This window comes from Enterobacter sp. GD03975 (genome assembly GCF_029838645.1).
Taxonomy (GTDB): Bacteria; Pseudomonadota; Gammaproteobacteria; order Enterobacterales; family Enterobacteriaceae; genus Enterobacter; species Enterobacter quasihormaechei.
The window spans coordinates 301103-326060 of record NZ_JAOBZC010000001.1; the positions used below are offsets into that span (position 1 = coordinate 301103).

Here is a 24958-nt window from a genome sequence, read left to right on the forward strand (position 1 = left end):
AGCCCGCTTAAGTGCGGGCTGCCCATTCATGCTCCGCTCAGAAAGTCAGACAAAGCCTGAGCCAACGCGGAGGGATTTTCCCAGGACATTGAATGGCCCGCATCAGGGATAATTTTTACCGGAACGCCTTTTTGTTGCAGGCGATTAAAATCTTCATCAGGCAGAGACCGCTCACCAAAAATTAACCTTATCGGGCAGTTCAATGACAAGAACAGGTGTTCCCAGTCAGGTTTAATGCCCTCGACGAGGCTCGTTGCGCCGCGCCAGACGGCCCACTGGGCATTGCTTTGAAGGCTTCCCGCCCACGCCGACGTTTCCGCCCGCAGCAAGTCATCATATCCCTGCTCCAGAAAATCTTGTTCGGTTTGGGCCGCAATAGATCGGCTGAACATCCCGCCACCTGCACGAAAATTGGGTTCAGACACGATCAGGCCCTTCACGCGCGACTTCAATAGCGTTGCCGTTTCGATCGCGATACTCCCGCCCATGCTATGACCATAGAGCCAGAGCCTATCCAGACCGAGATGGTTTAACAGTTCAACCACCACCTGCGCCTGTTCGCTTGTGCGATAACGGTAGTTACCAGGTTTGTCACTGTAACCGCTACCGGGAAGATCGATCAGAATGGCTCTGCGCCCGCCGAAACGGGTATCACAGACAATACGAGGATATTCATACGACGATGCACAGCCCAACCCGTGGATAAACACAACCGGGTCACCGAATCCGGGAAGAACTTGCCAGCGAACGGTACAGCCTGCTTGCTGTGAATAGAAACTGTTCATAAGCACTCCATGTATGATGACTGTATATTTATACAGGCTCAATTTATGGAATGCTATGTCTGGATGACAATTCTGGAAGCGTGCTTCAGAAAAGGGAGATCAACAGGGCAACAGGAAAGCTCATCGGCCAGGTGGAGCCCACCAGGAATGCACTCAACAAGCGAATACGTTTTCGATCTTTAGACAGGAACCAGGTGATTAAGGCACAGACAGAGGCCATGATTGCGTAGAACACCAACATCTTTTGATACAACGTCATTCTGTTTACCTGAGCCAAAAAATAACCGCACGCAATATGCGTCATATGTTGACACAGATCAAGTTTTTTCATTACATCATAACCACTTAAATACTAAGGATAATAACAACTGAGTATCTTGTGTAACAACGCCGGGTAAAGCAAAACGGTTATTATTGATAAGATGCATATAAAATGCACTTTTTGATAAATTCATTTCCTCAGAAAGCAGTCTAATAAGAGCAGGCTTTCAAGGGAGGAAACATGCTACGCATTCCACAGAGTTGCATTCACACCCGTTCCACGCCTTTCTGGAACAAAGAAACGGCCCCCGCCGGCATTTTTAAACGCCACCTTGATACGGGTACGCGTCCGGGCGTTTATCCGCGCCTGTCGGTGATGCGCGGCGCAGTGCGTTATCTGGGCTATGCTGATGAATTTACGCCCGAGCCTGACAGCGAACTCGTCATTGAGGCGGGTCATTTCGGCGTTTTCCCGCCAGAGAGATGGCATCACATTGAGCTGATGACCGACGACACCCTGTTCAATATTGAATTCTTTGTTGAACCTGAGGTGCTTAAGTCCCTTTAAGCGCCCGATATCATGAAGGAAACTATTATGTTACGTATTCCTGAAAACTTTGTTCACACCCGCTCTACCCCGTTCTGGAATAAAGAGACCACCCCAAAAGCGCTTTTTACCCATCACAACACCAAAGCTGGCGTGTACGGGCGTTTGTCCGTTATGCAGGGGGCGGTGCGTTACTTTGGCTTTGCCGATGGCGATGCCACCGAACCCGATCTGGAAGTGGTGATTGAGGCCGGTTCTTTTGGCATCTCCCCTCCGCAAAAATGGCACCGCATTGAGCTATTGACCGACGATACTTACTTTAATATCGACTTTTTCGCGGATCCTGCCGTCACGCTCAGCGGGGCGGGTATCGGTAAAGTGGTCAACACGCATAAGGAGTAAGTTATGGGTAAGGCAACCTATACCGTGACCGTCACCAACAACAGCAACGGCGTGTCGGTAGATTATGAGACAGAGGCGCCTATGGAGCTGTTGATCCCGGATGTCGCGGCAGATGTCGTGAAGGATCTGGTGAATACCGTTCGCGCCTACGATACGGAAAATGAACACGACGTGTGTGGCTGGTAAGCACAATCGCCCGGCACTGTGCCGGGCATGAGGGTTTAGTGTTTGATCATCACATGTCGCACAACCGTGTAATCTTCAAGGCCGTAAACCGACATATCTTTGCCGTAACCGGATAACTTCATCCCGCCGTGGGGCATTTCACTCACCAGCATAAAATGGGTATTCACCCAGGTGCAGCCATACTGCAATCGTGCGCTGAGTCGATGGGCGCGCCCGACGTCTTTTGTCCAGACGGACGAGGCCAGGCCGTATTGCGAATCGTTGGCCCAGGCCAGCACCTGCGCTTCATCCTCAAACGCCGTCACGCTGACTACCGGACCAAACACTTCTCGCTGGACGATCGCATCTTCCTGCTTTGCCCCGGCCAGGAGCGTTGGCTGGAAGTAATATCCGCCCCCCTCTGCTTTACTGCCGCCGGTGACGACGCGGATATGTTCAAGGGCTTTGGCTTCATCCACGGCAGCACAAACGCGGGAAAGATGCGCTGCGGAGCTGAGCGGACCAAGCTCCGTTGATGCATCGTCCGGTGCGCCCATTTTCAGGCTGGCAACGGCTGCGCCCAGCTTTTCAACCAGGGCGGGATAAATTCCTTCCTGGGCATAGATTCGACAGGCTGCGGTACAATCCTGACCGGCATTGTAGAAGCCAAACGTACGCACCCCCTCAACCACGGCATCCAAATCTGCATCGTCAAAGACAATGACCGGCGCTTTTCCACCCAACTCCATATGGGTACGTTTGATAGAGGATGCGGTATGACCAATGATATGTTCCCCGGTGGCGATAGAGCCGGTGAGGGAAACTATGCGCACTTTTTCGTGACCGGTCAGCGGATCCCCTACGGTCTTGCCGCGACCAAACAGCACGTTCAGCACGCCTGCCGGGAAGATATCTTTCGCCAGTTCTGCCAGCTTCAGCGCCGTCAACGGGGTGATTTCTGATGGTTTGATGACGACACAGTTTCCCGCTGCCAGCGCGGGGGCCAGCTTCCACGCCGCCATCATCAGAGGGTAGTTCCAGGGCGCGATAGAGGCGACAACGCCAACCGGATCGCGGCGAATCATCGAGGTATGTCCTTCCAGATATTCTCCGGCAGCCAGCCCATTCAGGCAGCGGGCGGCCCCGGCAAAGAAGCGAAACACATCAACCACGGCAGGAATTTCATCCCCCAGGGCACAATGGAGCGGCTTTCCGCAGTTAAGGGATTCCAGCTGCGCGAACGCGTCGGCGTTGGCTTCAATCACGTCAGCCAGCTTTAACAGACAGTCGGCGCGCGTTTTCGGCGTCGTTTGTCCCCACTCTGTGAACGCACGATCGGCAGCCTGGACGGCGGCGTCCACCTGTGCAGACGATGCTTCAGCAATCTCAAGCAGCACCTCACCCGTGGCAGGATTATAAACCGCCTGCTTCTCACCTTCGCCGGCCACCAGTTCACCATTAATCAGCAATTGATTTTGCATAGCACCGTCCTGTTAAAGTCGACATTATTTTCGCTGTCAGCACACGTTTGTCGGATCGATACGTGACAACGTCACGCTTTTAAGCCGTACCCCCATATTAAAGGTAGACCGCGCGCCCTGCCGCTTCAGGAATTTTCATCAAGGTGTGACTGGCGGCAGCATCATTTCGCGAATTAGCGCCGCCAGCTGGACGACAGCCTGTTCCTCCCGCTCGCTCCAACCCCAGGAGGTATTGAAACGGAAAAACGGCGTCCAGATGTCGGAGGTGGAAAACATCTTGCCGGGGGCAATGCTGATTTGATGGGTTAATGCCTTTTCACTTAACAGCCCCGCATCCAGCTGTTCAGGCAGCTCCAGCCATAAAAAGTATCCGCTGTCGTTATGATGGATTTTGACGCCGGCAGGCATATGGCGCAGAAGCGATTGCCAGGCCTGCTGTTTACGTTCAGCAAGCGTACGCCGCAGGCGACGGAGGTGGGCGTCGTAACGCTTGGTCGCCAGATAATCCACCAGCGCCAGCTGCATGGGAGAGCTGGTCGATAACGTACTCATTAGCTGCAACTGCTGAATACGGCGCGCATGTTTTCCCGCCGCCACCCAGCCAATGCGAAAACCGGCCACCAGACATTTGGAAAATGAGGAGCAGTGCAACGTCATGTCCTGCTTATCCCAGGCTTTTGCCGGAAGCGGCTTTTCGCGGCCAAAATAGAGTTCGCTGTAAACATCGTCTTCGATCAGCGTGACGTTGTGCCGGGTTAACAAGGCCACCAGCTGGGCTTTCTTCTCTGCGCTCAGCGTAAAGCCGAGCGGGTTCTGACTGTTAGTCATCAGCCAGCAGGCTTTTACCGGATAGTCGTTTAACGCCTGCTCAAGGGCATTGAGATCGATACCTTCCCGCACGTCAGTGGCAATCGACAGCGCTTTCAGCTTCAGACGTTCAAGCGCCTGGAGTGCGCCATAAAAACAGGGGTTTTCAACAATAACCCAGTCACCTGGTTCCGTGACGGCCTGTAAGCTGAGGTTGAGCGCCTCAAGCGCGCCCGCGGTGATCACAATTTCATCCGGGGAGATATTCATCCCCTGCTGAGCGTAGCGACGGGCAATGGCATGACGTAAGTCGACGTTACCCGGCGGCAGGTTTTCAATCACGCTCATGGCCGTGGCGGTTTTACTGACGTTAGCCAGCGAGCGGTTGAGTTGCTGAAGCGGAAAGAGGCGCGGATCGGGAAATGCTGAGGCAAAAGGGACAACGGAGGGGTCGCGGCTGGCCTGTAACACGTCGAAGATATAGGTGTTGATGTCTACCACTTCGTCGCGCATCACCTGCGCGGGCGGTGCAGGCTGGTGCGTGGTCGGGCGCGCGGCAACGTAGTAGCCCGACTGCGGTCTGGCAACAATGCGCCCCTGACTTTCCAGCATCTGATACGCGTGGCCCACGGTCATAAAGCTCATGCCGCTGCTTGCCACCTGCTCTCGCAGGGAAGGCAGCTTATCGCCCGGCAACCATACGCCAAGCTCAATCTGCGAGATTATTTGTTGCGCCAGACGCTGGTATTTTTTCATCAGATTCTCCTTATTGCTGACAGTGTATATCAGCAGGAGAAAAAGAGAAGATTTTGCTAACTGTTATGGGAAATGCGGTGGCTTACTTGCGGTATTCGGTAACGTGATTCTGAGCAGAATGCGCAGCGGCCAGGTGGTCGAGCGTGATCATCGGCGATTTGCAGAAAATGCATTTCGCGCCGAACGGGTTTTTATCAGACACGTCAAAAGCTGAGGTGCGGTACTGCGAACCATGACAGCATGGGCAGCGGAAATGGATATAAGAAGTCATAGGATTCTCCTGTAAACGTAAAAACGTAAATTACTCATGAGCCGATCAGGCATAAATGGTTCGATACAAAACGAATCGGAATGTAGATAAAGACCCAAGAGAGGCTGCGGAGAGGCACAACGTGATGAGAACTGCTTTATAAAACTACGTCAGATATTTATTTGGATTCAAAACCAGAAATCCATTAACGCATGTTGCTGGAGACAAAGCAAGCTGTTTAATGCGTAAAAATCATAAAAAGAATTTTTTTATTCTTCCTGGTTAAGTATATCAGCCAGATAAAGTTAGCCGTTTTCCTCAACTGTTATAGATAAATTATAGCTTTCTGCTTCTGATATCACATCTGGCCGCTCTTTATCATAACAGCACACCGTTTAACATTGAGGCAATGCATGTTTGGTCTAGATGCGTTTCATCTTGCGCGAATACAGTTCGCCTTTACCGTATCCTTTCATATTATATTTCCAGCAATCACCATCGGCCTGGCGAGCTATCTCGCCGTGCTGGAAGGGCTGTGGCTGAAAACAAAAAATCCCGTCTGGCGTTCGCTGTACCATTTCTGGTCGAAGATCTTCGCCGTCAACTTTGGTATGGGCGTGGTCTCCGGTCTGGTGATGGCTTATCAGTTTGGTACCAACTGGAGCGGGTTTTCGCAGTTCGCGGGCAGTATTACCGGCCCCCTGCTGACCTATGAAGTGCTCACCGCGTTCTTCCTGGAGGCAGGTTTCCTCGGGGTGATGTTATTTGGCTGGAATAAGGTCGGGCCGGGGCTGCACTTCTTTTCAACCTGCATGGTCGCGTTGGGAACCATCATTTCTACGTTCTGGATCCTCTCGTCAAACAGCTGGATGCAGACACCGCAAGGGTATGAAATCGTAAACGGTCAGGTGGTTCCTGTGGACTGGTTTGCCGTAGTGTTTAACCCCTCCTTCCCTTATCGCCTTCTGCACATGTCGATAGCGGCTTTCCTCAGCAGCGCGCTGTTTGTCGGTGCCTCTGCGGCGTGGCATTTGCTGCGCGGCAACAACACGCCCGCCATTCGTACCATGTTCTCCATGGCGTTGTGGATGACGTTGATCGTAGCCCCTGTCCAGGCGCTGGTGGGCGATATGCACGGGCTGAACACCTTAAAACACCAGCCCGCGAAAATAGCCGCTATAGAAGGCCACTGGGAGAACCCGCCGGGTGAGCCTACGCCGCTGCTGCTGTTTGGCTGGCCGGATATGGAGCAGGAACGGACCCGTTTTGGACTGGCGATACCCGCGTTGGGCAGCCTGATCCTGACCCACAGCCTTGAAAAACAAGTTCCGGCATTGAAGGCGTTCCCGAAAGAAGATCGTCCGAACGCCACGATTGTTTTCTGGTCTTTCCGCATTATGGCCGGTTTAGGAATGTTGATGCTGCTTTTGGGCGTGGCGGCACTGTGGCTGCGTTACAAACACCGCCTCTATACATCGCGTCCCTTCCTGTGGTTTGCCCTGCTGATGGGGCCGTCCGGGCTGATCGCCATCCTCGCCGGATGGGTAACTACGGAGGTCGGCCGCCAGCCCTGGGTCGTCTATGGGCTACAGCGCACAAAGGATGCGGTTTCCGCGCATGGTGATCTGCACATGAGCATCAGCTTGCTGGCTTTCTTCGTGGTTTATACCGCAGTGTTTGGCGTGGGCTACAGCTATATGGTGCGTCTGATTAAAAAAGGGCCGCAGCCCCATGGATCCTTTGCGACCGAATCCGACGGCCGCCCTGCTCGTCCGCTTTCTGCCGTCACCACTGAATTTAAGGAGTAACCGTAATGGGTATCGATCTTTCCATTATCTGGTTCGTTATTATCGTTTTCGCCACCCTGATGTATATCGTAATGGATGGTTTTGACCTGGGCATAGGAATCCTGTTTCCGGCAACGCCGGATGCAGACGATCGCGATGTGATGGTCAACAGCGTGGCCCCGGTCTGGGACGGAAACGAAACCTGGCTGGTGCTTGGCGGTGCGGCTCTGTTTGGTGCCTTTCCTCTCGCCTATGCGGTCATCATCGACGCGCTCACCATTCCCCTGACCATAATGCTGATCGGGCTTATATTTCGCGGAGTTGCCTTTGAATTTCGCTTCAAGGCGACTCCGGCGCACCGCCCGTTCTGGGATAAGGCCTTTATTGGCGGGTCGATTGTGGCGACGTTCAGCCAGGGCATTACCGTCGGCGCGGTGATCCATGGATTCAGCGTCACCGGTCGCGCTTACAGCGGCGGTCCATTTGACTGGTTTACCGCATTTACTCTTTTTTGCGGTGCGGCCCTGGTGGTGGCTTACGCGCTGTTAGGATCAACATGGCTGGTCATGAAAAGCGAAAATGCCCTGCAACGGCGGATGCGTCAGATATCGAAGATGCTCCTGCTCCTCCTTCTGGGGTGCATTGCAGCAATCAGTATCTGGACGCCTCTGGCGCAACCGGCCATTGCCGCACGCTGGTTTACGCTGCCGAACCTGTTTTACCTGCTGCCCGTCCCTGCGCTGGTTGTGATCCTGAGCCTGTGTCAGTGGCGCTGCCTGAATAATCCGGCGAGCCATACCCTGCCGTTTATCATGACCTTAGGACTGGTATTCCTTGGTTTTAGCGGGCTTGGGATCAGCATCTGGCCGCATATCATCCCACCGGACATTACCCTCTGGGAGGCCGCCGCCCCACCCCAAAGCCAGGGCTTTATGTTGGTGGGAGCACTGTTGATCATTCCCGTCATTCTGGTCTACACCTTCTGGAGTTATTACGTTTTTCGCGGAAAAGTACAGCATGGGGAGGGTTATCACTGATGCAACAACCTGTATGGAAACGTTTGATGTGGCTTGCCATCATCTGGGGCGGCAGCGTACTGGCGCTGGCCTGCGTCAGTATGCTCTTCAAAATGCTGATGGCAGCGGCTGGATTTAAATCTCATTAAGTATCTCACCGGGTGCGCCGCCGCCCGGTCCTTTCTCGCACTTTCAGATAAACCCCATTAACACCCAGGAGGGTATCGTTACACTGAAAAAATATTTACAGCATTGATAGTTTGAGAAGAAAAATGAAAAAGCTCGCGGCAGTAAGTTTAATCAGCCTCACACTGGCTGGATGCGTTAACCCTGGCAAAGCCTCCGTTCAGACCGAACAGCTAGAGAATCACCGCTTCGTGCTGGAAAACGTTGATGGCAAAGCGGTGAAAGTCGGTAAAACGCAGCCTGAAATTCGCTTCAGTGCGCAGCCTAATATCAGCCTGATTAACAACATTGTCGTCTCCGGCACGATGTGCAACGGCTTCAACGGACAGGGGAAGTTGTCCGAAGGAGAATTGACCGTCAAAACGCTGGCCATGACGCGGAAACTCTGCACCGAGCCGCAGCTTAATGCACTGGATCAGACCATCGCCGATATGCTAAGCAAAGGCGCACAGGTAGACCTGACCGAAGACCAGTTAACGCTGGCAACAGCCGATAAGTCATTGATGTTTAAGCGAGTAGAATAACTCAGTAGCTTCCGCAGGACCCTACGGCAAGCGACTGCTCACTACAGCGTTTGCCGTTAGGCAATGCGCACATGCCGATGGCGGAGCCGTCGAGCTGGCGGGCAACGGAAAGTGACCCTCCGATCATTGCGCAGTTAGCTTGTCCAGAGCTGGACATAGCCGCTCTCATACCTGGCGTAACGTGTGCCGCTGTCGCCTGCTGTACAGGTTCATTGCTGCATGCCGATAACAGTAACGCGGCACATCCTACCCAAAATGCTGAACGCATACCTTTCTCCCCATAATTAAAGCGAAACCTAAGCATAATAGGCATCACGCGCCGCATCGTCGAGAGCGGATGTGCGTATTTATGCGCTCTGGTAACAATTTCTCGCAATTTTTTAACGCAACTAGCCATCGAGTCATTGATACAGCGCATACCGAGGACACAAAAGCGAAAATCGCAAACCCTGAGCTTTGCTAAAATACACAGATAATATTCAGGGTCTGTCGTCGTTTTACAGGCCCCTCTTTTTGCGCAATGTAAGGGTGTTGTCCTATGCAAACTATTGACGGCAATGGTGCAGTCGCGTCGGTTGCGTTTCGTACCAGCGAAGTTATCGCCATCTACCCAATTACTCCAAGCTCAACAATGGCTGAACAGGCAGACGCCTGGGCCGGGAATGGCCTAAAAAACGTCTGGGGCGACGTCCCGCGCGTGGTTGAGATGCAGTCCGAAGCCGGCGCCATTGCCACCGTGCACGGTGCGTTGCAGACCGGTGCCCTGTCGACTTCGTTTACCTCGTCACAGGGTCTTCTGCTGATGATCCCCACGCTTTACAAGCTGGCAGGACAGTTAACACCGTTTGTCCTGCACGTTGCCGCGCGCACCGTGGCCACTCACGCGCTCTCTATTTTTGGCGATCACTCGGACGTGATGGCCGTGCGTCAGACCGGCTGCGCCATGCTCTGCGCCGGTAGCGTGCAGGAGGCACAGGACTTCGCGCTGATATCGCATATTGCCACGCTGAAAAGCCGCGTGCCGTTTATTCATTTCTTCGATGGTTTCCGCACGTCACACGAGATCAATAAAATCGTTCCGCTGCCGGACGATACTATTCTGAACCTGCTGCCGCAGGCTGACATTGATGCTCATCGCGCGCGTGCCCTCAATCCGGAACACCCGGTGATTAGGGGAACGTCCGCAAACCCGGACACCTATTTCCAGTCCCGCGAGGCGACAAACCCGTGGTACAACGCGGTATACGATCATGTCGAACAGGCGATGGACGATTTTGCCGCTGCGACGGGTCGCGCATATAAGCCGTTTGAATATTACGGCCATCCGCAGGCCGAGCGCGTGATCGTCCTGATGGGTTCAGCCATCGGCACCTGTGAAGAGGTGGTCGATGAACTGCTGACGCGTGGGGAAAAAGTGGGCGTGCTCAAAGTTCGCCTCTATCGTCCATTCTCAGCGAAACACCTGCTCGCAGCCCTGCCGGAAAGCGCGCGTGCTGTGGCGGTGCTTGACCGCACCAAAGAGCCTGGCGCACAGGCTGAACCGCTCTATCTTGATGTGATGACGGCGCTGGCTGAGGCGTTCAATGCTAGCGAACGCGAAACGCTGCCGCGCGTCATTGGCGGACGTTATGGTTTATCCTCCAAAGAGTTCGGACCAGAATGCGTCCTGGCCGTATTCACTGAACTGCGCGAGGTAAAACCGAAACCGCGCTTTACGGTCGGCATTTATGATGACGTGACTAACCTTTCTCTCCCGCTGCCGGAAAACACCCTGCCCTCGAATGCGAAACTAGAAGCGCTGTTCTACGGCCTGGGCAGCGACGGCAGCGTCTCGGCGACCAAAAACAACATCAAAATTATCGGTAACTCCACGCCGTGGTATGCGCAAGGGTATTTCGTCTATGACTCCAAAAAAGCGGGTGGGCTGACCGTCTCCCACCTGCGCGTTAGCGAACACCCTATCCGCTCGGCGTACCTTATTTCGCAGGCAGATTTTGTTGGCTGTCACCAGCTCCAGTTCATTGATAAATACCAGATGGCCGAGCGCCTGAAGCCCGGCGGTATTTTCCTGATCAACACCCCTTACAGCGCCGATGAGGTCTGGGCTCGACTGCCTCAGGAAGTCCAGGCGGTGCTGAACCAGAAACAGGCGCGCCTGTATGTCATTAACGCCGCGAAGATTGCCCGCGAGTGCGGCCTGGCAGCGCGTATCAATACGGTCATGCAGATGGCGTTCTTCCACCTGACCAACATTCTGCCGGGCGATAGCGCATTGATGGAACTTCAGGGGGCGATTGCCAAAAGCTACAGCAGCAAAGGTCAGGAGCTGGTTGAACGCAACTGGCAGGCGCTGGCGCTGGCCCGCGAGTCGCTGTTTGAAGTGCCGTTGCAGCCAGTCAATGCCGGCAGCCCGAACCGACCGCCAGTGGTGTCTGACGCCGCACCGGATTTTGTCAAAACCGTAACGGCGGCGATGCTTGCCGGACTGGGCGACACCCTGCCCGTCTCTGCGCTTCCGCCTGACGGCACCTGGCCAATGGGCACGACCCGCTGGGAGAAACGCAATATTGCCGAAGCGATCCCCATCTGGAAAGAAGAGCTGTGCACCCAGTGCAACCACTGCGTGGCGGCCTGTCCGCACTCGGCCATTCGCGCCAAGGTGGTATCGCCGGAAGCAATGGCTGACGCGCCGGAGAGCCTGCACTCGCTGGATGTAAAATCCCGCGATATGCGTGGCCAGAAATATGTTCTTCAGGTGGCGCCAGAAGACTGCACCGGCTGTAACCTGTGCGTTGAGGTGTGCCCGGCGAAAGATCGTCAGGATCCGACAATCAAAGCCATCAATATGATGTCGCGTCTGGACCATGTTGAAGAAGAGAAAGTGAATTATGATTTCTTCCTCGACCTGCCTGAAATCGACCGCAACAAGCTGGAACGCATTGACATTCGTACCTCACAGCTCATTACGCCGCTTTTCGAGTACTCCGGGGCGTGTTCAGGCTGCGGTGAAACGCCGTACATTAAACTGCTTACCCAGCTTTACGGCGACCGAATGCTGATTGCCAACGCGACTGGCTGCTCGTCAATTTACGGGGGTAACCTGCCGTCCACGCCGTATACCACCGACGCGAACGGCCGCGGTCCGGCGTGGGCAAACTCGCTTTTCGAGGATAACGCAGAATTTGGACTGGGCTTCCGTCTGACGGTCGACCAGCACCGTGCCCGCGTAATGCGTCTGCTGGAAGAGTTTGCCGATAAAATCCCGGCAGAGCTTAATGACGCGCTGCATGCGGAGGCCACGCCTGACGTTCGTCGCGCGCAGGTTGCTGAACTGCGCAATGCGCTTCAGGGTATTGAAGGGGCTGAACAACTGCTGACCGATGCCGACGCGCTGGTAGAAAAATCGATCTGGCTCATCGGCGGTGACGGATGGGCCTACGATATTGGATTCGGTGGACTCGATCACGTGCTGAGCCTGACCGAAAACGTCAATATTCTGGTTCTTGATACCCAGTGCTATTCCAACACCGGTGGACAGGCCTCGAAAGCGACGCCGTTGGGGGCGGTCACGAAATTTGGTGAGCATGGCAAACGCAAGGCGCGTAAGGATCTCGGCGTCAGCATGATGATGTATGGCCATGTCTACGTCGCGCAGATTTCGCTGGGCGCACAGCTCAACCAGACGGTAAAAGCCATTCAGGAAGCGGAAGCTTATCCTGGCCCGTCGCTGATCATCGCCTACAGCCCGTGCGAGGAACATGGCTACGATCTGGCGCTTAGCCACGACCAGATGCGTCAGCTTACCGCAACCGGATTCTGGCCGCTGTACCGCTTCGATCCGCGCCGTGCCGATGAAGGGAAATTGCCGCTGGCGCTGGATTCGCGTCCACCGTCAGACGCCCTCGCCGAGACCCTGCTTCAGGAGCAACGTTTCCGCAGGCTGAACGCTCAGCAGCCAGAGGTAGCAGAGCAGCTCTGGAAGGATGCGGCAGCGGATCTTCAGAAGCGGTATGACTTCCTGGCACAACTGGCGGGGAAAGCGGAAAAATCCACCAGCGAATAACCTTTATGCCCGGCTTGTCCGGGCATTTTTTTGCCATAAAAAAAGCCCGATGCATGCGCACCGGGCGAATCCAAAAATCGGTGAAAATTGCCTCAATCTTCTGAACAATATTCACGGTAATTATGGATGGAAAAATCTTAAAGGCATATAACGCCGGGAAGATTACCTTGTTTATCCCGTAATTAATAATTTTTATTTTGTATCTGTCACCGTGATTTATTCACGGCATCAATCATCATTTCAGCCGCATTATTTGGTTGAGATTTTACTTAACCCGTAACAATTATAATTTATTCATCCGCCATCAGAGTGATTTAGCATGGGACACCTTTCCAGTCCGGAAAGTTCACGAAGTAATAAAAAAATAACCGCAAAGGAATAATCCAAATGCAAAGAAAAGTACTGGCACTGATGATCCCCGCTTTGTTAATGGCTGGAACCGCTCACGCAGCTGAAATTTATAATAAAGACGGCAATAAACTGGATCTGTATGGCAAAGTTGATGGTCTGCATTATTTCTCTGACGACGCGTCGAAAGATGGCGACCAAACCTATATGCGTCTGGGTTTTAAAGGTGAAACCCAAATCAACGACATGATGACCGGCTACGCGCAGTGGGAATACAACATTCAGGCAAACAACACCGAAGGTTCTGACAATCAGTCATGGACGCGTCTGGCCTTCGCGGGTGTGAAGGTAGGCGACTACGGCTCCTTCGATTACGGCCGTAACTATGGCGTACTGTACGACGTAGAAGGCTGGACCGATATGCTGCCTGAATTTGGTGGCGACTCTTACACTTATGCCGACAACTTTATGACCGGTCGTGCCAATGGCGTTGCGACCTACCGTAACACCGACTTCTTTGGTCTGGTACAGGGCCTGAACGTTGCGGTGCAGTATCAGGGTAATAATGAAGGTAACAACTGCGACGAGGATTTCTGCTCTACCAACGAAGGAACCAACAACGGCCGTGACACTCGCCATGAAAACGGTGATGGTTACGGTATCTCCGCCACCTATGATTTTGGCATGGGCTTCAGTGCGGGCGCCGCATACGCCTCTTCTGACCGTACCAACGATCAGGTAAATTACACCACTGCGGGCGGCGACACTGCGGATGCATGGACCGCAGGTCTGAAATACGATGCCAACAATATCTACCTGGCGGCAATGTATTCCGAAACCCGTAATATGACGCCGTACGGTGACAATGCGGATGCGGTAGCAAATAAAACGCAGAACGTAGAAGTCACTGCGCAATATCAGTTTGACTTTGGCCTGCGTCCGGCTATTTCGTATTTACAATCCAAAGGCAAAGATCTGGGCAATGGCCAGGACGATAAAGACCTGGTGAAATATGCTGACGTAGGTGCTACCTACTATTTCAACAAAAATATGTCCACCTATGTTGATTATAAAATCAACCTGCTGGATGAAGATGATTCATTCTACAAAAACAACGGCATTGGTACTGATGACGTTGTCGCATTGGGCCTGGTTTATCAGTTCTAATGGTATCAGCCCGCAGAAATCTGCGGGCTAACGTTTAATGATGTTTCGCTTCTTCTTTACGGAATGAGAGATAACCAACCACCCCGCTGTCACCATCCATGGGATGATTTACCCCATCCATCACCGCCACTTCCGGGAAGTCGAATGGCGTGACATTTTCGAGGCAGGCGACATTGACGCCGTATTCGTTGGGATTGGAGCGTCGTTGATGGAACGTGTAAATACCGCAGACCGAGCAGAAGAAATGGCGCGCAGTGCCGGTGTTGAAGCGGTACTCCGTGAGCCTGTCTTCCCCCTGTGTCACCTTAATGCCCGTCAACGGCGCAGATACGACTACCGCCCCACGCATACGACAAAATGAGCAGCTACAGCGGCGTGCGGTATTCAGGCCGTCTGTCAGCTCAACGGTAAACTGTACCGCCCCACAATGGCACTGTGCTTGCCGAATTTCAGCCATCGCTTAAACCCCTTTTCTCACTAACTCAGCTGCTTTTAAAAAGACTTCATCTTCGACACCATCCCCCTTCTGCCTGCCGAGCCTGACCAGCTCATCGACAATACTTTGGCGGTTGATGATCTTCTGTGATGAAACCAGCCCAATAACGGCGGCACCAATCGCCAGCCCAACTAATCCTGTCTGTTCGTCTTTATTCTTCATGGTATCGTAGATAATGGAAAGCTAAGAGGTGCTGTGCATTTTGTTAAAACCGCCTTAGTGAAGGCGGCTTGTCATCACTCTGGATCTTTATCGCCCGATTCAGGCGCTGAGCCAGGATCGTCTTTGGACTTACTTCCATCCTTTTCCGGATTATCCGGGATGGGGTTAAAATCAGGATGGTCACCATTAACTGGTCGGTCAGTCATTTTCACCTCCGTTTTATTATTGCGTAAGCTTTAAGTGTAGACAACCCATTCGCCTTGTGGGACTCAATTGTAAAACGTGCTGGCATTCGTCGCTGCAATCCGTACCATACACGGCACACTTTCGCATGCTGGTTTTTACCGGCAGCCGCAAACCCGTCTTTTATTGCTAACCAGATGGGGCACGATAATGCGCAGATGGTGTATGAAATCTATGCTACATGCAGAGAAGAGATGAACAGCGAACAGGTAGAAAAGCCGGATACGAAGCTGACGCTTTGAAATCGTTTTCCTCGCCTTGTGCCCCATTTGAGATCTGAGTAACGAATAAATGCAAGAAAATCAAGAAATTAATAAGAAAGAACAGTACAACCTGAATAAACTGCAAAAGCGACTGCGCCGCAACGTGGGCGAAGCCATTGCAGACTTCAACATGATTGAAGAAGGCGATCGCATCATGGTCTGCCTGTCGGGCGGTAAAGACAGCTATACCATGCTGGAGATCCTGCGCAATCTTCAGCAAAGCGCACCGGTGAACTTTTCCCTGGTCGCGGTTAATCTCGATCAGAAACAGCCGGGCTTCCCGGAGCATATTCTCCCCGAGTATCTGGAGAACCTGGGCGTTGAGTACAAAATCGTAGAAGAGAACACCTACGGAATCGTTAAAGAGAAGATCCCAGAGGGCAAAACAACCTGCTCGCTCTGCTCACGTTTGCGTCGCGGCATTCTGTACCGCACCGCAACAGAACTGGGCGCAACCAAGATTGCACTTGGTCATCACCGGGACGACATCCTGCAAACGCTGTTTCTGAACATGTTCTACGGTGGCAAAATGAAGGGCATGCCGCCGAAGCTGATGAGCGATGACGGCAAACACATTGTGATCCGCCCACTCGCCTACTGCCGCGAGAAAGACATTGAGCGTTTCTCTCAGGCTAAAGCCTTCCCTATCATTCCATGCAACCTGTGCGGCTCACAGCCGAACCTGCAACGTCAGGTCATTGGCGACATGCTTCGTGACTGGGATAAACGCTATCCAGGGCGCATCGAAACCATGTTTAGCGCAATGCAGAACGTGGTACCTTCGCACCTGGCCGACGTTGAGCTATTCGATTTCAAAGGCATTAACCACGGTTCAGAAGTAGTGAATGGCGGGGACCTGGCCTTTGACCGCGAAGACATCCCGATGCAGCCTGCCGGCTGGCAGCCAGAGGAAGAAGAGGCACAGTTCGATGAACTGCGCCTGAACGTGGTGGAAGTGAAATAACCTGACAGCGTCTCAGACACTGCTTCTGAGACGCTTTTTTCCTTACTTCAGCAGCCGAACGCGGCAGGTTTTCCCTTTAATCTTCCCGCCCTGCAACTGTTTCCAGGCCTTGTGGGCAACCGACTGGCGAACCGCGACGTAGACATGTGCAGGATGGACCGTGATCTTGCCAATATCTGCCCCGTCGAGACCGATATCTCCTGTTAACGCCCCCAGAACGTCACCGGGACGCATTTTGGCTTTTTTACCGCCGTCGATGCAAAGCGTAGCCATTTCCGCCGCCAGCGGAGCAACGCTGGTGTTCACTGGGGCATTTACCCAGTTGAGTTTCAGTTGCAGCATTTCCGCAAGAATATTGGCGCGCTGCGCCTCTTCGGGTGCGCAGAAGCTGATAGCGAGACCGCTGTTACCCGCACGCGCGGTACGTCCGATGCGGTGGACATGCACTTCCGGATCCCATGCCAGCTCGAAATTCACCACCAGCTCAAGCGATTTGATATCAAGGCCACGGGCTGCCACATCCGTGGCAACCAGCACGCGAGCGCTGCCGTTTGCAAAACGCACCAGCGTTTGATCGCGGTCGCGCTGCTCCAGATCGCCATGCAGCGATAACGCGCTCTGCCCGGCATCGTTCAGGGCATCGCACACCGCCTGACAGTCTTTTTTGGTATTACAGAACACTACGCAGGACGCCGGCTGGTGCTGGCTCAACAATTTTTGCAGCAGTGGAATTTTGCCCTGCTGAGAGGTTTCAAAGAACTGCTGCTCTATCGCCGGCAAGGCATCGACAGTATCGATTTCAATGGTCAGCGGATTTTTCTGCACACGCCCGCTGATCGCCGCAATGGCCTCAGGCCAGGTAGCAGAAAAGAGCAGCGTCTGTCGTGTGGCCGGCGCAAAGCGGATCACTTCGTCAATCGCATCGCTGAAGCCCATATCCAGCATGCGGTCAGCTTCGTCCATGACCAGCGTTTGCAGAGCATCGAGTGAAACGGTGCCTTTTTGCAGGTGATCGAGCAGACGGCCCGGCGTCGCCACAATGATATGCGGCGCATGCTGAAGAGAATCACGCTGCGCACCGAACGGTTGCCCGCCGCAGAGCGTTAAAATTTTAGTGTTTGGCAAAAAACGCGCCAGGCGACGCAGCTCACCCGCGACCTGGTCGGCAAGCTCACGCGTCGGGCAGAGTATCAAGGACTGGGTCTGAAACAGGGTTGCATCAATGTGCTGCAACAGGCCGAGTCCGAAGGCAGCCGTTTTTCCACTGCCGGTTTTCGCCTGCACGCGCACGTCACGGCCTTCGAGGATAGCCGGCAGGGCGGCGGCCTGGACGGGGGTCATAGTGAGATAGCCCAACTCATTCAGGTTAGTCAGTTGGGCTTCAGGCAGAACATTCAACGTGGAAAAAGCGGTCACAATATACTCTCGTGGTAATGATTGCAGTCAGTTGGCGCGTATCCTCGCAGATCTCCGCTAACGATGCGACAATTTAATCGGTTCTTCGTCCGGTGGCGGATCCGGCATCGGCTGCGGACGTGGGATGGGATCGGGTATCGGGGTCGGATCGGTGGGCACCGGATCGGACTGCCAGGTGGTCAGACGTTGCAGGGCAAGTAGCATACTCATCTTTTCCTCCAGATTTGGGTGCTGACCCCTAAAGGGTAGACGCAGATAAACAGGAGGCAAAAAAAAGCCGACTATAAAGTCGGCGTCGTACGAATCAATTGTGCTATGCAGTAATTCAAAAAAAGGAAGTAAGACAATATGGAGCGCAACGCCCATCGCTTGACGTTGCATTCACCTGCGGGAGTAATATTGCACCTAACATGGTCGGAGTTTATTGACTTCGCTCAATTAAAATGTCGTTTTGAAGCAGCCGAAGCATCATAAAAACGTAAATTTACAGCCATTTACTGCGATGCAACCACCATGCAACACCCCCAATCAAAACCACTAACATGACGCAAAATGTGGTAAAGCCATAGTGGTATTCCCCGCCGGGTATCCCCCCCAGATTGACGCCAAAGAGCCCGGTTAAGAACGTACTCGGTAAAAAGACCATCGCCATCAACGACATGGTGTACGTTCTCCTGGCTAATGATTCCTGCATCACCTGCGCTATCTCATCCGCCATGACCGCCGTTCTGGCGATACATGAATCGATCTCGTCCAGACCACGGCCAAGGCGGTCGGCAATATCCTGCATTCTGCGACGCTGATCGTCGTTCATCCAGGTCATGCGTTCGCTGGCCAGACGCGCATATACGTCGCGCTGCGGGGTCATATAGCGGCGCATAACGATGAGCTGTTTACGCAGCAACGCCAGAAAACCACGCGGAGGAATTTGCTGATCGAGCAGGTTATCTTCCAGATCGATGATTTTATCGTGGAGTTCTTCAATAAATTCGCTGGCATGATCGGTTAGCGCATCACATACATCCACCAGCCAGCTTCCGCAATCCGTAGGCCCCGTGCCCTCTTTCAGATCGTTAATGACGTCATCAAGCGCCAGCACTTTACGCTGCCGGGTAGAAACAATCAGTTGTTCATTCATGTAAACACGCATTGCCACCAGCTGATCCGGACGTTCATCCGTACTGCCATTTATGCAACGCAGCGTGATTAACGTCCCCTCACCCATCCGGCTGACGCGGGGTCTGAGACTTTCTCCCGCCAGCGCATCCCGGACATTGTTGGGCAATAGCGGCGTGGACGCGAGCCACTCGGCGCTGTCCGGATGCGTGTAGTTAAGGTGCAGCCAGCACGGATGTTCGCTGTCGATTTGATCCTGATCTTCAAGCGGCCTTGCGCCCCCGCGTCCATCAAATACCCATGCAAAAACCGCGTCAGGTACGTTAACTTCAGACCCTTTAATACTCTCCACAGCGCCTCCACCGTTTTATCGCTTTCGGTGTCAGTCTAGCTTTCGTCGAGGGTTAAGCAATAATTATATGAGGCATCGTCCTGAATACGCTCAGGAATTCACCGCCCACTCGCGGCGTGTTAACGCATTGTCAGTCTCGTACTCATTTTCCAGACGGAAATTGCGTGTTCGCGCCTGTAACTCAATCACCTGATTGCGCAGCACATCAGACGAACCACTAAGTTCTTCAACCATCGACACGTTGCTTTGCGTTACGCGTTCCAGCTCCGACAATGCCTGAGTGATTTGTGAAATGCCTTTTTCCTGTTCTGACGTTGAGGCGGAAATTTCATCCATCAGTCGGCTCACGTTGCCAGAACCGGTAACAATGTCGTGCATGTTTTTTTCGGCCTCAGAGACCACGTTCACGCCCTGCGTCACGTTATGGCTGGTAACATCAATCAGTGATTTAATATTTTTTGCCGCCTCGGCGCTACGATGCGCCAGGCTTCTGACCTCACCGGCCACCACAGAGAATCCTTTACCATGGTCGCCCGCTCTTGCCGCTTCAACGGCGGCATTTAGCGCCAGAATATTGGTCTGGAAAGCGATTCCGTCAATCAGGGATATAATCTCCGTCATTTGCTGGGCGCAATTGGTAATTGATTGCATATTGTTTGAGACCTGACCCATTAACTCTCCGCCTTTACGCGCCTGCAACGTCGCGATATTCGCCTGCTCGCTGGCTAAACGGGTATTGTCGGCATTATTTTTTGTACTTGCAGCCATCTGTTCCATGCTGGCAGCCGTTTCCACCAGCGAGGCAGATTGCTGTTCTGTTTTGACCGAAAGCTGCGCGCTGCGTGAAGAGAGCTGATCTGAAAGCGTCATCGCGGTTTGCGCGGAGGCGCGGATCTCACGGACCAGCGTTGCAATGTTGCTGGACAGACTATTAATGCCCGGGATCAGACGTCCCGCACAGTTATTGCCAAATTCAGGTATCGACACGCCGAGATTACCTGACGTCACTTCTTCAATACTTTTTTTCACAGTATTGATCGGCGTCACAAGATATTTTGTCATATACGCCCAGAGTGAAATCAAGGCGATGCATTGTACGATAACGACTGCAATAAAAAGCGAAAAACTCCCTGAAAATAGCGCTATAACTCCATCACTTACCAAAAATACACATAAAAGGAAATAGACAATGAAGGTTCTGACACTAATATTTCTTAGCATAGTTTTTCCTACAGCTTTATATTTTGGTGGGCACTTAGGGTTATAGCATTGCCACAGAAATTTGTCCTCACGTTCGTCGCTGGTTTGTTGTTTTGCAGTTTGATTTGCGCAGTTTCACTTAAGACAGAGAAAAAGCATGCTATATGGGAAATATTCGGTTTGTAGTTTGGTTACCGCTCCCCTTAAATATTAGCCTTTACCTATTTTAGGAGGAGTACCGTTGGGCAACAGTGTTTAGTCATGCTTAATAAGTTAACGTATTTTATATATTAACTACGTTTCAATGACTTCTCCCGCGAGGGTGGCTTACGTTCAGGCCAGACAGTCGACGGCATGGAAAAAATAGTCCTCTGTCATGAGGACATTCTCTTTCGCACTTTGATGTTCGCGACGTATATACCAGCCTGTTTCTGGTGCCATGCTTAAATGGTATATCCTCTCCCCCGATATACTGCCGGGGGCTTTAATGCACATTGTCATACACCCCTTCTCGGATCCCCTGATTACCTGTTCTGGTATAATGGTGACAAGTGAGTGAAAGTTCTTAAAGTAATATCGCTGGAAGCATTCATCAAAAGAATGAATGCGGTTTTTTATGGAAGGATTTTGGTAATAACTCGCCTGTAAATAGCATTAACCCTGCGTTCAGACGCTTAAGCGATGTACGGCTATTTGCCATAGCCACTTAAGCGCCTTACCTGGTTTTTAATGCTTTTCAATGTACATTGTACGACTGTACGCAACATCCTCTGGGTTATTTATCGGATACCCTTTAACCCAGGGCTTAATGAGACGACCATTTGTGTACTGATAAATCGGGGCAATCGGTGCTTTCTCGGTGAGGATCTTCTCGGCCATATTGTAGTCTGCATTACGCGCTTTTTCAGTCGTTTCAAGCGTCGCCTGATGAAGAATCTTATCGTAAGCAGAATCGTTAAACCGGGAGATGTTGCCGGTGTGTGAGGACGTCAACAGCGACAGGAATGTCGACGGCTCATTGTAGTCCCCTACCCACGACGCACGGATCACGTCAAAATTCCCGGTATTACGGCTGTCGATGTAGGTCTTCCACTCCTGATTCTGCAACTTAACGTCAACGCCCAGATTTTTCTTCCACATAGATGCGACGGCAATTGCGATTTTCTGGTGATTTTCAGACGTGTTGTACAGCAGCGTTAATTTCAGCGGGCGCTGGGGACCATAGCCTGCCGCCTGCAATAACGTTTTCGCCTGAGCATTCAGCTCCTGCTGCGACATCTGCTCAAATGGCGAGGGTTCCGGCGTAAAACCCGCAGTGACATCAGGAGTGAAATGCCAGGCCGGTTTCTCACCGGTTCCCAGAACTTTTTCCGCCATAATGCGCCGATCGATAGTCATGCTGAGCGCCAGACGCACGCGCGCATCAGCGGTTGGGCCTTTTTGCGTGTTAAACGCGTAGTAATAGGTTCCAAGCTGTGGCGGGGTATACACCTGCCCCGGAATATCCTTTAGCAGCTTCTGGTACATGTTTTTCGGAAATGATTCCGTGATATCAATGTCGCCCGCCAGGTAGCGTTTGGTCGCTGAGGACTCCTGGTTGATCGGCACGAATGTGACTTTTTTTATCACCGTATTGGCATTATCCCAGTAGTGAGTGTTCGGCTCAACCACCAGCTTTTCATTCACCACGCGGTCTTTCAGCACATATGCACCGTTGCCGATGAGCGCGCCAGGGCGCGTCCATTCTTTACCGCTTTCCACGTTTGCCTTTTGAACCGGATAGAACGCAAAGTTCGCCGTGAGGTTGCTGAACCATGGCAGCGGTTTGTCCAGCTGCACGCGCAGCGTTTTAGCATCAACTGCCGTCACGCCGAGCGTATCCGGAGCAGATTTACCATCAATAATGGCCTGCGCATTGTTAATGCCCGCGAGCGCTGCAAACCAGGCGAAAGGTGACGTCGTTTTGGGATCAACCAGGCGACGCCAGCTGTAGACAAAATCTTGTGCCGTCACCGGGCTACCGTCAGACCACTTAGCGTTATCCCGCAACGTGAACGTCCAGACACGGTTATCATTGCTTTGCCAGCGCGTCGCCACGCCGGGAACCAGCTCCCCTTTTTCGTTCTGATTCACCAGCCCTTCATAAAGGTCGCGGATCACCTGTATCTCGGGTAAACCCACCGCTTTTGCCGGATCGAGCGAAGCGGGTTCATCTTTAATGTGTCGAACCAGCTCCTGCTTTTGCGCCAGAACCGTTCCTTTGGGAACCTCCGCGGCATATGAAAGTGAAGAAAGCCCGCACAGCCACAGCGCAGTACAAAGAAGCGAAACAGGATGCTTCATACGATCCCCTTAATGATGTCAGGTAACAGGCAGATGCGTAATTATTTGTTTCGACACGGAGAAATGCAAATGCTTCCTCTGGAAAGTTGATGTCAGGCAATTTTCCATCCAGACGGAAACTATTTGATTAAGCGCGGGTTTTGCACAACACTGCCAGAAGCGACTTCATCATCAGGGTTTACTATGGCAACCACCCGACCAAGAACGGAACGCGGCGCCTTCCCGCCCGGGACTGAACATTATGGCCGCTCATTTTTAGGCGCTCCACTGATCTGGTTCCCCGCACCCGAGCCCGATCGTACTAGCGGCTTAATCATTGCGGGCACGCATGGCGATGAAAACTCGTCCATCGTGACGCTTTCGTGCGCGCTACGTACGCTGGCCCCCGATTTACGACGACATCATGTGATTTTGACCGTCAACCCGGACGGTTGCCAGCTTGGATTACGGGCAAATGCACGAGGCGTTGACCTAAACAGGAACTTTCCGGCAGCAAACTGGCGCGCGGGTGAAACGGTGTATCGCTGGAACAGTTCGGCGCAGGAACGCGATGTGGTTCTGCTCACGGGCGACAAACCGGGTTCCGAGCCCGAGACTCAGGCGTTGTGCCAGCTTATTCATAAGATCCACCCGGCCTGGGTAGTCTCTTTCCACGATCCCCTCGCCTGTATTGAAGATCCTCGTCATACGGCGCTCGGGCAGTGGCTGGCGGATGCGTTTGCTCTTCCGCTGGTAACCAGCGTCGGCTATGAAACTCCCGGGTCGTTTGGAAGCTGGTGCGCCGATCTCGGCCTGCACTGTATCACCGCAGAATTTCCGCCGATCTCCTCGGATGAAGCGAGTGAAAAATACCTCAGAGCGATGACAGATCTTCTGCGCTGGCAGCCTCAAAGATGAAGAACGCCAGAGGTAAAACTCAGGGCGGGTGAAACGTCAACCGCCAGCCAGGTTGGGCCATCCAGATCGGCAAAACGCACGCTGTTCACCAGCGGGAGTGCAGCGCCGATCGCTCTGGACGTGCACAACATACAGCCCAGCATCAGGGTAAAGCCTTGCGCCTGCGCATGCTTTGCCAGCGCCAGGGCTTCGGTTAACCCCCCTGTTTTATCCAGCTTGATGTTCACCATCTCGTAGCGGCCCTTAAGATCTGACAGGCTCTCACGGGTATGACAGCTTTCATCTGCACAGACGGGAAGCGGATGAATAAAATTCGCCAGCGCGGCGTCGTCGTCTGCCGGGAGAGGTTGCTCCAGCATGGCAACGCCCAGATCGGCAAGCAGCTGACAGCGGGCCGCCAGCCCTTCGCTGTGCCATGACTCGTTCGCGTCGACTATCAGGGTGGCATCTGGAACCGCCGCACGAATGGCGACCATGCGTTCACTAATAAGACGATCGTCGAGCTTCACCTTTAATAAGGTTGCACCGGTGGCATATAACGCCTGAGCGCTGGCCGCCATTTGCTCGGGTTCACCGATGACGACCGTTTGGGCGGTGACGATCGATTGCGGCAGCGTAACGTCCAGCAGTGAAGGCAGCGGTTTGTGTTGCTTCGCCGCTTCCAGACTCCAGAGTGCGCAGTCGATCGCATTGCGTGCCGCGCCGGCCGGCAACCGTTGCTGAAGGGACTCACGCGTCAGGCCCGCCTGCAAGTCGGGCACCACCGTCATAATTTGCGCCATGACTGAGGCCAGGTTTTCTCCGTAGCGAGGATAAGGGGTACATTCCCCGACGCCTTTTACGCCTTCCTCTTCACATTCAACCACCACCACACTGGCCTCATTACGGCTGCCGCGCGAGATCACAAATGGGGTGTGCAATGGCCAGGCTTCTTCATAGACCTTAACGCTTCTCATCACTG

26 protein-coding genes and 2 pseudogenes are annotated in these 24958 nt (G+C 53.1%); 12 read left to right on the top strand and 16 right to left on the bottom strand.

What is annotated here, in order from left to right; all coding sequences use genetic code 11:
* Nucleotides 1–26: 26 nt before the first annotated feature.
* Nucleotides 27–785: an alpha/beta hydrolase gene (locus tag N5C09_RS01325; RefSeq protein ID WP_279748297.1), complete on the bottom strand. Its 759-nt coding sequence runs from the start codon at nucleotides 783–785 to the stop codon at nucleotides 27–29.
* Nucleotides 786–870: 85 nt separating this feature from the next.
* Nucleotides 871–1044, bottom strand: a complete 174-nt coding sequence (locus tag N5C09_RS01330) for a GhoT/OrtT family toxin (protein ID WP_032670341.1) — start codon at nucleotides 1042–1044, stop codon at nucleotides 871–873.
* 243 nt (nucleotides 1045–1287) lie between these two features.
* Here N5C09_RS01330 and N5C09_RS01335 point away from each other — a divergent pair, with 243 nt between their 5' ends.
* Genes N5C09_RS01335 through N5C09_RS01345 form a run of 3 tightly spaced genes read left to right on the top strand, consistent with a single transcriptional unit; the run spans nucleotide 1288 to nucleotide 2181 of the window.
* The gene (locus N5C09_RS01335; RefSeq protein WP_063866626.1) at nucleotides 1288–1614 is read left to right on the top strand and encodes a DUF1971 domain-containing protein; all 327 of its coding nucleotides are present in this window, start codon (nucleotides 1288–1290) and stop codon (nucleotides 1612–1614) included.
* A 27-nt stretch (nucleotides 1615–1641) separates the two neighbouring features.
* On the top strand, nucleotides 1642–1995 hold the full coding sequence (locus tag N5C09_RS01340) for a DUF1971 domain-containing protein (RefSeq protein WP_063948367.1): 354 nt from the start codon (nucleotides 1642–1644) through the stop codon (nucleotides 1993–1995).
* Nucleotides 1996–1998: 3 nt separating this feature from the next.
* A complete protein-coding gene (locus tag N5C09_RS01345) occupies nucleotides 1999–2181 on the top strand; it encodes a DUF1869 domain-containing protein (RefSeq protein ID WP_063449914.1) in 183 nt (60 codons plus the stop codon).
* Between the two features lie 35 nt (nucleotides 2182–2216).
* Here the strand turns inward: N5C09_RS01345 and patD are convergent, their stop codons facing one another.
* From patD to N5C09_RS01360, 3 genes are all read right to left on the bottom strand, one after another.
* On the bottom strand, nucleotides 2217–3641 hold the full coding sequence (gene patD, locus N5C09_RS01350) for an aminobutyraldehyde dehydrogenase (RefSeq protein ID WP_279748298.1): 1425 nt from the start codon (nucleotides 3639–3641) through the stop codon (nucleotides 2217–2219).
* A 138-nt stretch (nucleotides 3642–3779) separates the two neighbouring features.
* Complete coding sequence (locus N5C09_RS01355) at nucleotides 3780–5204, bottom strand: PLP-dependent aminotransferase family protein (RefSeq protein ID WP_279748299.1); 1425 nt, start codon at nucleotides 5202–5204, stop codon at nucleotides 3780–3782.
* 82 nt (nucleotides 5205–5286) lie between these two features.
* Complete coding sequence (locus tag N5C09_RS01360; protein WP_063866623.1) at nucleotides 5287–5475, bottom strand: hypothetical protein; 189 nt, start codon at nucleotides 5473–5475, stop codon at nucleotides 5287–5289.
* A gap of 392 nt (nucleotides 5476–5867) precedes the next feature.
* On the opposite strand from N5C09_RS01360, the gene N5C09_RS01365 reads away from it, so the two are divergent.
* From N5C09_RS01365 to hslJ, 4 genes are all read left to right on the top strand, one after another.
* The gene (locus tag N5C09_RS01365; protein ID WP_279748300.1) at nucleotides 5868–7262 is read left to right on the top strand and encodes a cytochrome ubiquinol oxidase subunit I; all 1395 of its coding nucleotides are present in this window, start codon (nucleotides 5868–5870) and stop codon (nucleotides 7260–7262) included.
* A 5-nt stretch (nucleotides 7263–7267) separates the two neighbouring features.
* The gene (gene cydB / locus N5C09_RS01370; protein WP_279748301.1) at nucleotides 7268–8278 is read left to right on the top strand and encodes a cytochrome d ubiquinol oxidase subunit II; all 1011 of its coding nucleotides are present in this window, start codon (nucleotides 7268–7270) and stop codon (nucleotides 8276–8278) included.
* Complete coding sequence (locus tag N5C09_RS01375) at nucleotides 8278–8406, top strand: DUF2474 domain-containing protein (protein WP_017693358.1); 129 nt, start codon at nucleotides 8278–8280, stop codon at nucleotides 8404–8406. The genes cydB and N5C09_RS01375 overlap by 1 nt, the downstream gene beginning before the upstream one ends.
* A 123-nt stretch (nucleotides 8407–8529) precedes the next feature.
* On the top strand, nucleotides 8530–8967 hold the full coding sequence (gene hslJ / locus N5C09_RS01380) for a heat shock protein HslJ (protein ID WP_279748302.1): 438 nt from the start codon (nucleotides 8530–8532) through the stop codon (nucleotides 8965–8967).
* A gap of 1 nt (nucleotide 8968) precedes the next feature.
* Here hslJ and N5C09_RS01385 read toward each other — a convergent pair whose 3' ends face one another.
* On the bottom strand, nucleotides 8969–9235 hold the full coding sequence (locus N5C09_RS01385) for a DUF333 domain-containing protein (protein ID WP_003856935.1): 267 nt from the start codon (nucleotides 9233–9235) through the stop codon (nucleotides 8969–8971).
* 270 nt (nucleotides 9236–9505) lie between these two features.
* On the opposite strand from N5C09_RS01385, the gene nifJ reads away from it, so the two are divergent.
* On the top strand, nucleotides 9506–13030 hold the full coding sequence (nifJ, locus tag N5C09_RS01390) for a pyruvate:ferredoxin (flavodoxin) oxidoreductase (protein WP_279748303.1): 3525 nt from the start codon (nucleotides 9506–9508) through the stop codon (nucleotides 13028–13030).
* A 387-nt stretch (nucleotides 13031–13417) separates the two neighbouring features.
* Entirely contained in the window at nucleotides 13418–14545 is a 1128-nt protein-coding gene (ompC, locus tag N5C09_RS01395) for a porin OmpC (protein WP_063866616.1), read from the top strand.
* Nucleotides 14546–14579: 34 nt separating this feature from the next.
* Here the strand turns inward: ompC and N5C09_RS01400 are convergent, their stop codons facing one another.
* The 3 genes from N5C09_RS01400 to N5C09_RS01410 all read right to left on the bottom strand — a co-directional run bounded on the left by N5C09_RS01400 (nucleotide 14580) and on the right by N5C09_RS01410 (nucleotide 15409).
* Nucleotides 14580–15002, bottom strand: a complete 423-nt coding sequence (locus N5C09_RS01400) for a GFA family protein (RefSeq protein ID WP_279748304.1) — start codon at nucleotides 15000–15002, stop codon at nucleotides 14580–14582.
* 3 nt (nucleotides 15003–15005) lie between these two features.
* The gene (locus N5C09_RS01405) at nucleotides 15006–15203 is read right to left on the bottom strand and encodes a hypothetical protein (protein ID WP_112791814.1); all 198 of its coding nucleotides are present in this window, start codon (nucleotides 15201–15203) and stop codon (nucleotides 15006–15008) included.
* A 74-nt stretch (nucleotides 15204–15277) separates the two neighbouring features.
* On the bottom strand, nucleotides 15278–15409 hold the full coding sequence (locus N5C09_RS01410; RefSeq protein ID WP_255507681.1) for a hypothetical protein: 132 nt from the start codon (nucleotides 15407–15409) through the stop codon (nucleotides 15278–15280).
* Between the two features lie 33 nt (nucleotides 15410–15442).
* Between N5C09_RS01410 and N5C09_RS01415 the strand changes: the two are divergent.
* Both N5C09_RS01415 and ttcA read left to right on the top strand, forming a co-directional pair.
* Nucleotides 15443–15688, top strand: a pseudogene (locus N5C09_RS01415) (tyrosine-type recombinase/integrase); the annotation flags it as partial.
* A 49-nt stretch (nucleotides 15689–15737) separates the two neighbouring features.
* Entirely contained in the window at nucleotides 15738–16673 is a 936-nt protein-coding gene (gene ttcA, locus N5C09_RS01420) for a tRNA 2-thiocytidine(32) synthetase TtcA (protein ID WP_063866612.1), read from the top strand.
* A 42-nt stretch (nucleotides 16674–16715) separates the two neighbouring features.
* On the opposite strand, the gene dbpA is transcribed toward ttcA, so the two are convergent.
* The 6 genes and pseudogenes from dbpA to N5C09_RS01450 form a co-directional block, all read right to left on the bottom strand.
* A complete protein-coding gene (gene dbpA, locus N5C09_RS01425; protein ID WP_063449900.1) occupies nucleotides 16716–18089 on the bottom strand; it encodes an ATP-dependent RNA helicase DbpA in 1374 nt (457 codons plus the stop codon).
* 57 nt (nucleotides 18090–18146) lie between these two features.
* A complete protein-coding gene (locus tag N5C09_RS01430; RefSeq protein WP_154817044.1) occupies nucleotides 18147–18299 on the bottom strand; it encodes a hypothetical protein in 153 nt (50 codons plus the stop codon).
* Nucleotides 18300–18573: 274 nt separating this feature from the next.
* The gene (gene zntB / locus N5C09_RS01435; protein WP_063866610.1) at nucleotides 18574–19557 is read right to left on the bottom strand and encodes a zinc transporter ZntB; all 984 of its coding nucleotides are present in this window, start codon (nucleotides 19555–19557) and stop codon (nucleotides 18574–18576) included.
* A 90-nt stretch (nucleotides 19558–19647) separates the two neighbouring features.
* Nucleotides 19648–20778 carry a methyl-accepting chemotaxis protein gene (locus N5C09_RS01440; RefSeq protein WP_279748305.1) on the bottom strand — a complete coding sequence of 377 codons (1131 nt, stop codon included), beginning with the start codon at nucleotides 20776–20778 and terminating at the stop codon, nucleotides 19648–19650.
* A 312-nt stretch (nucleotides 20779–21090) separates the two neighbouring features.
* A pseudogene (locus N5C09_RS01445) lies at nucleotides 21091–21306 on the bottom strand (hypothetical protein); the annotation flags it as partial.
* Nucleotides 21307–21483: 177 nt separating this feature from the next.
* A complete protein-coding gene (locus tag N5C09_RS01450) occupies nucleotides 21484–23100 on the bottom strand; it encodes a peptide ABC transporter substrate-binding protein (RefSeq protein WP_279748306.1) in 1617 nt (538 codons plus the stop codon).
* A gap of 183 nt (nucleotides 23101–23283) precedes the next feature.
* On the opposite strand from N5C09_RS01450, the gene mpaA reads away from it, so the two are divergent.
* Nucleotides 23284–23997: a murein tripeptide amidase MpaA gene (gene mpaA / locus N5C09_RS01455; protein WP_063866593.1), complete on the top strand. Its 714-nt coding sequence runs from the start codon at nucleotides 23284–23286 to the stop codon at nucleotides 23995–23997.
* Here mpaA and ycjG read toward each other — a convergent pair.
* Nucleotides 23988–24953, bottom strand: a complete 966-nt coding sequence (gene ycjG, locus N5C09_RS01460; RefSeq protein WP_279748307.1) for an L-Ala-D/L-Glu epimerase — start codon at nucleotides 24951–24953, stop codon at nucleotides 23988–23990. The two genes, mpaA and ycjG, sit on opposite strands and share 10 nt — an antisense overlap.
* Between the last annotated feature and the right edge of the window lie 5 nt (nucleotides 24954–24958).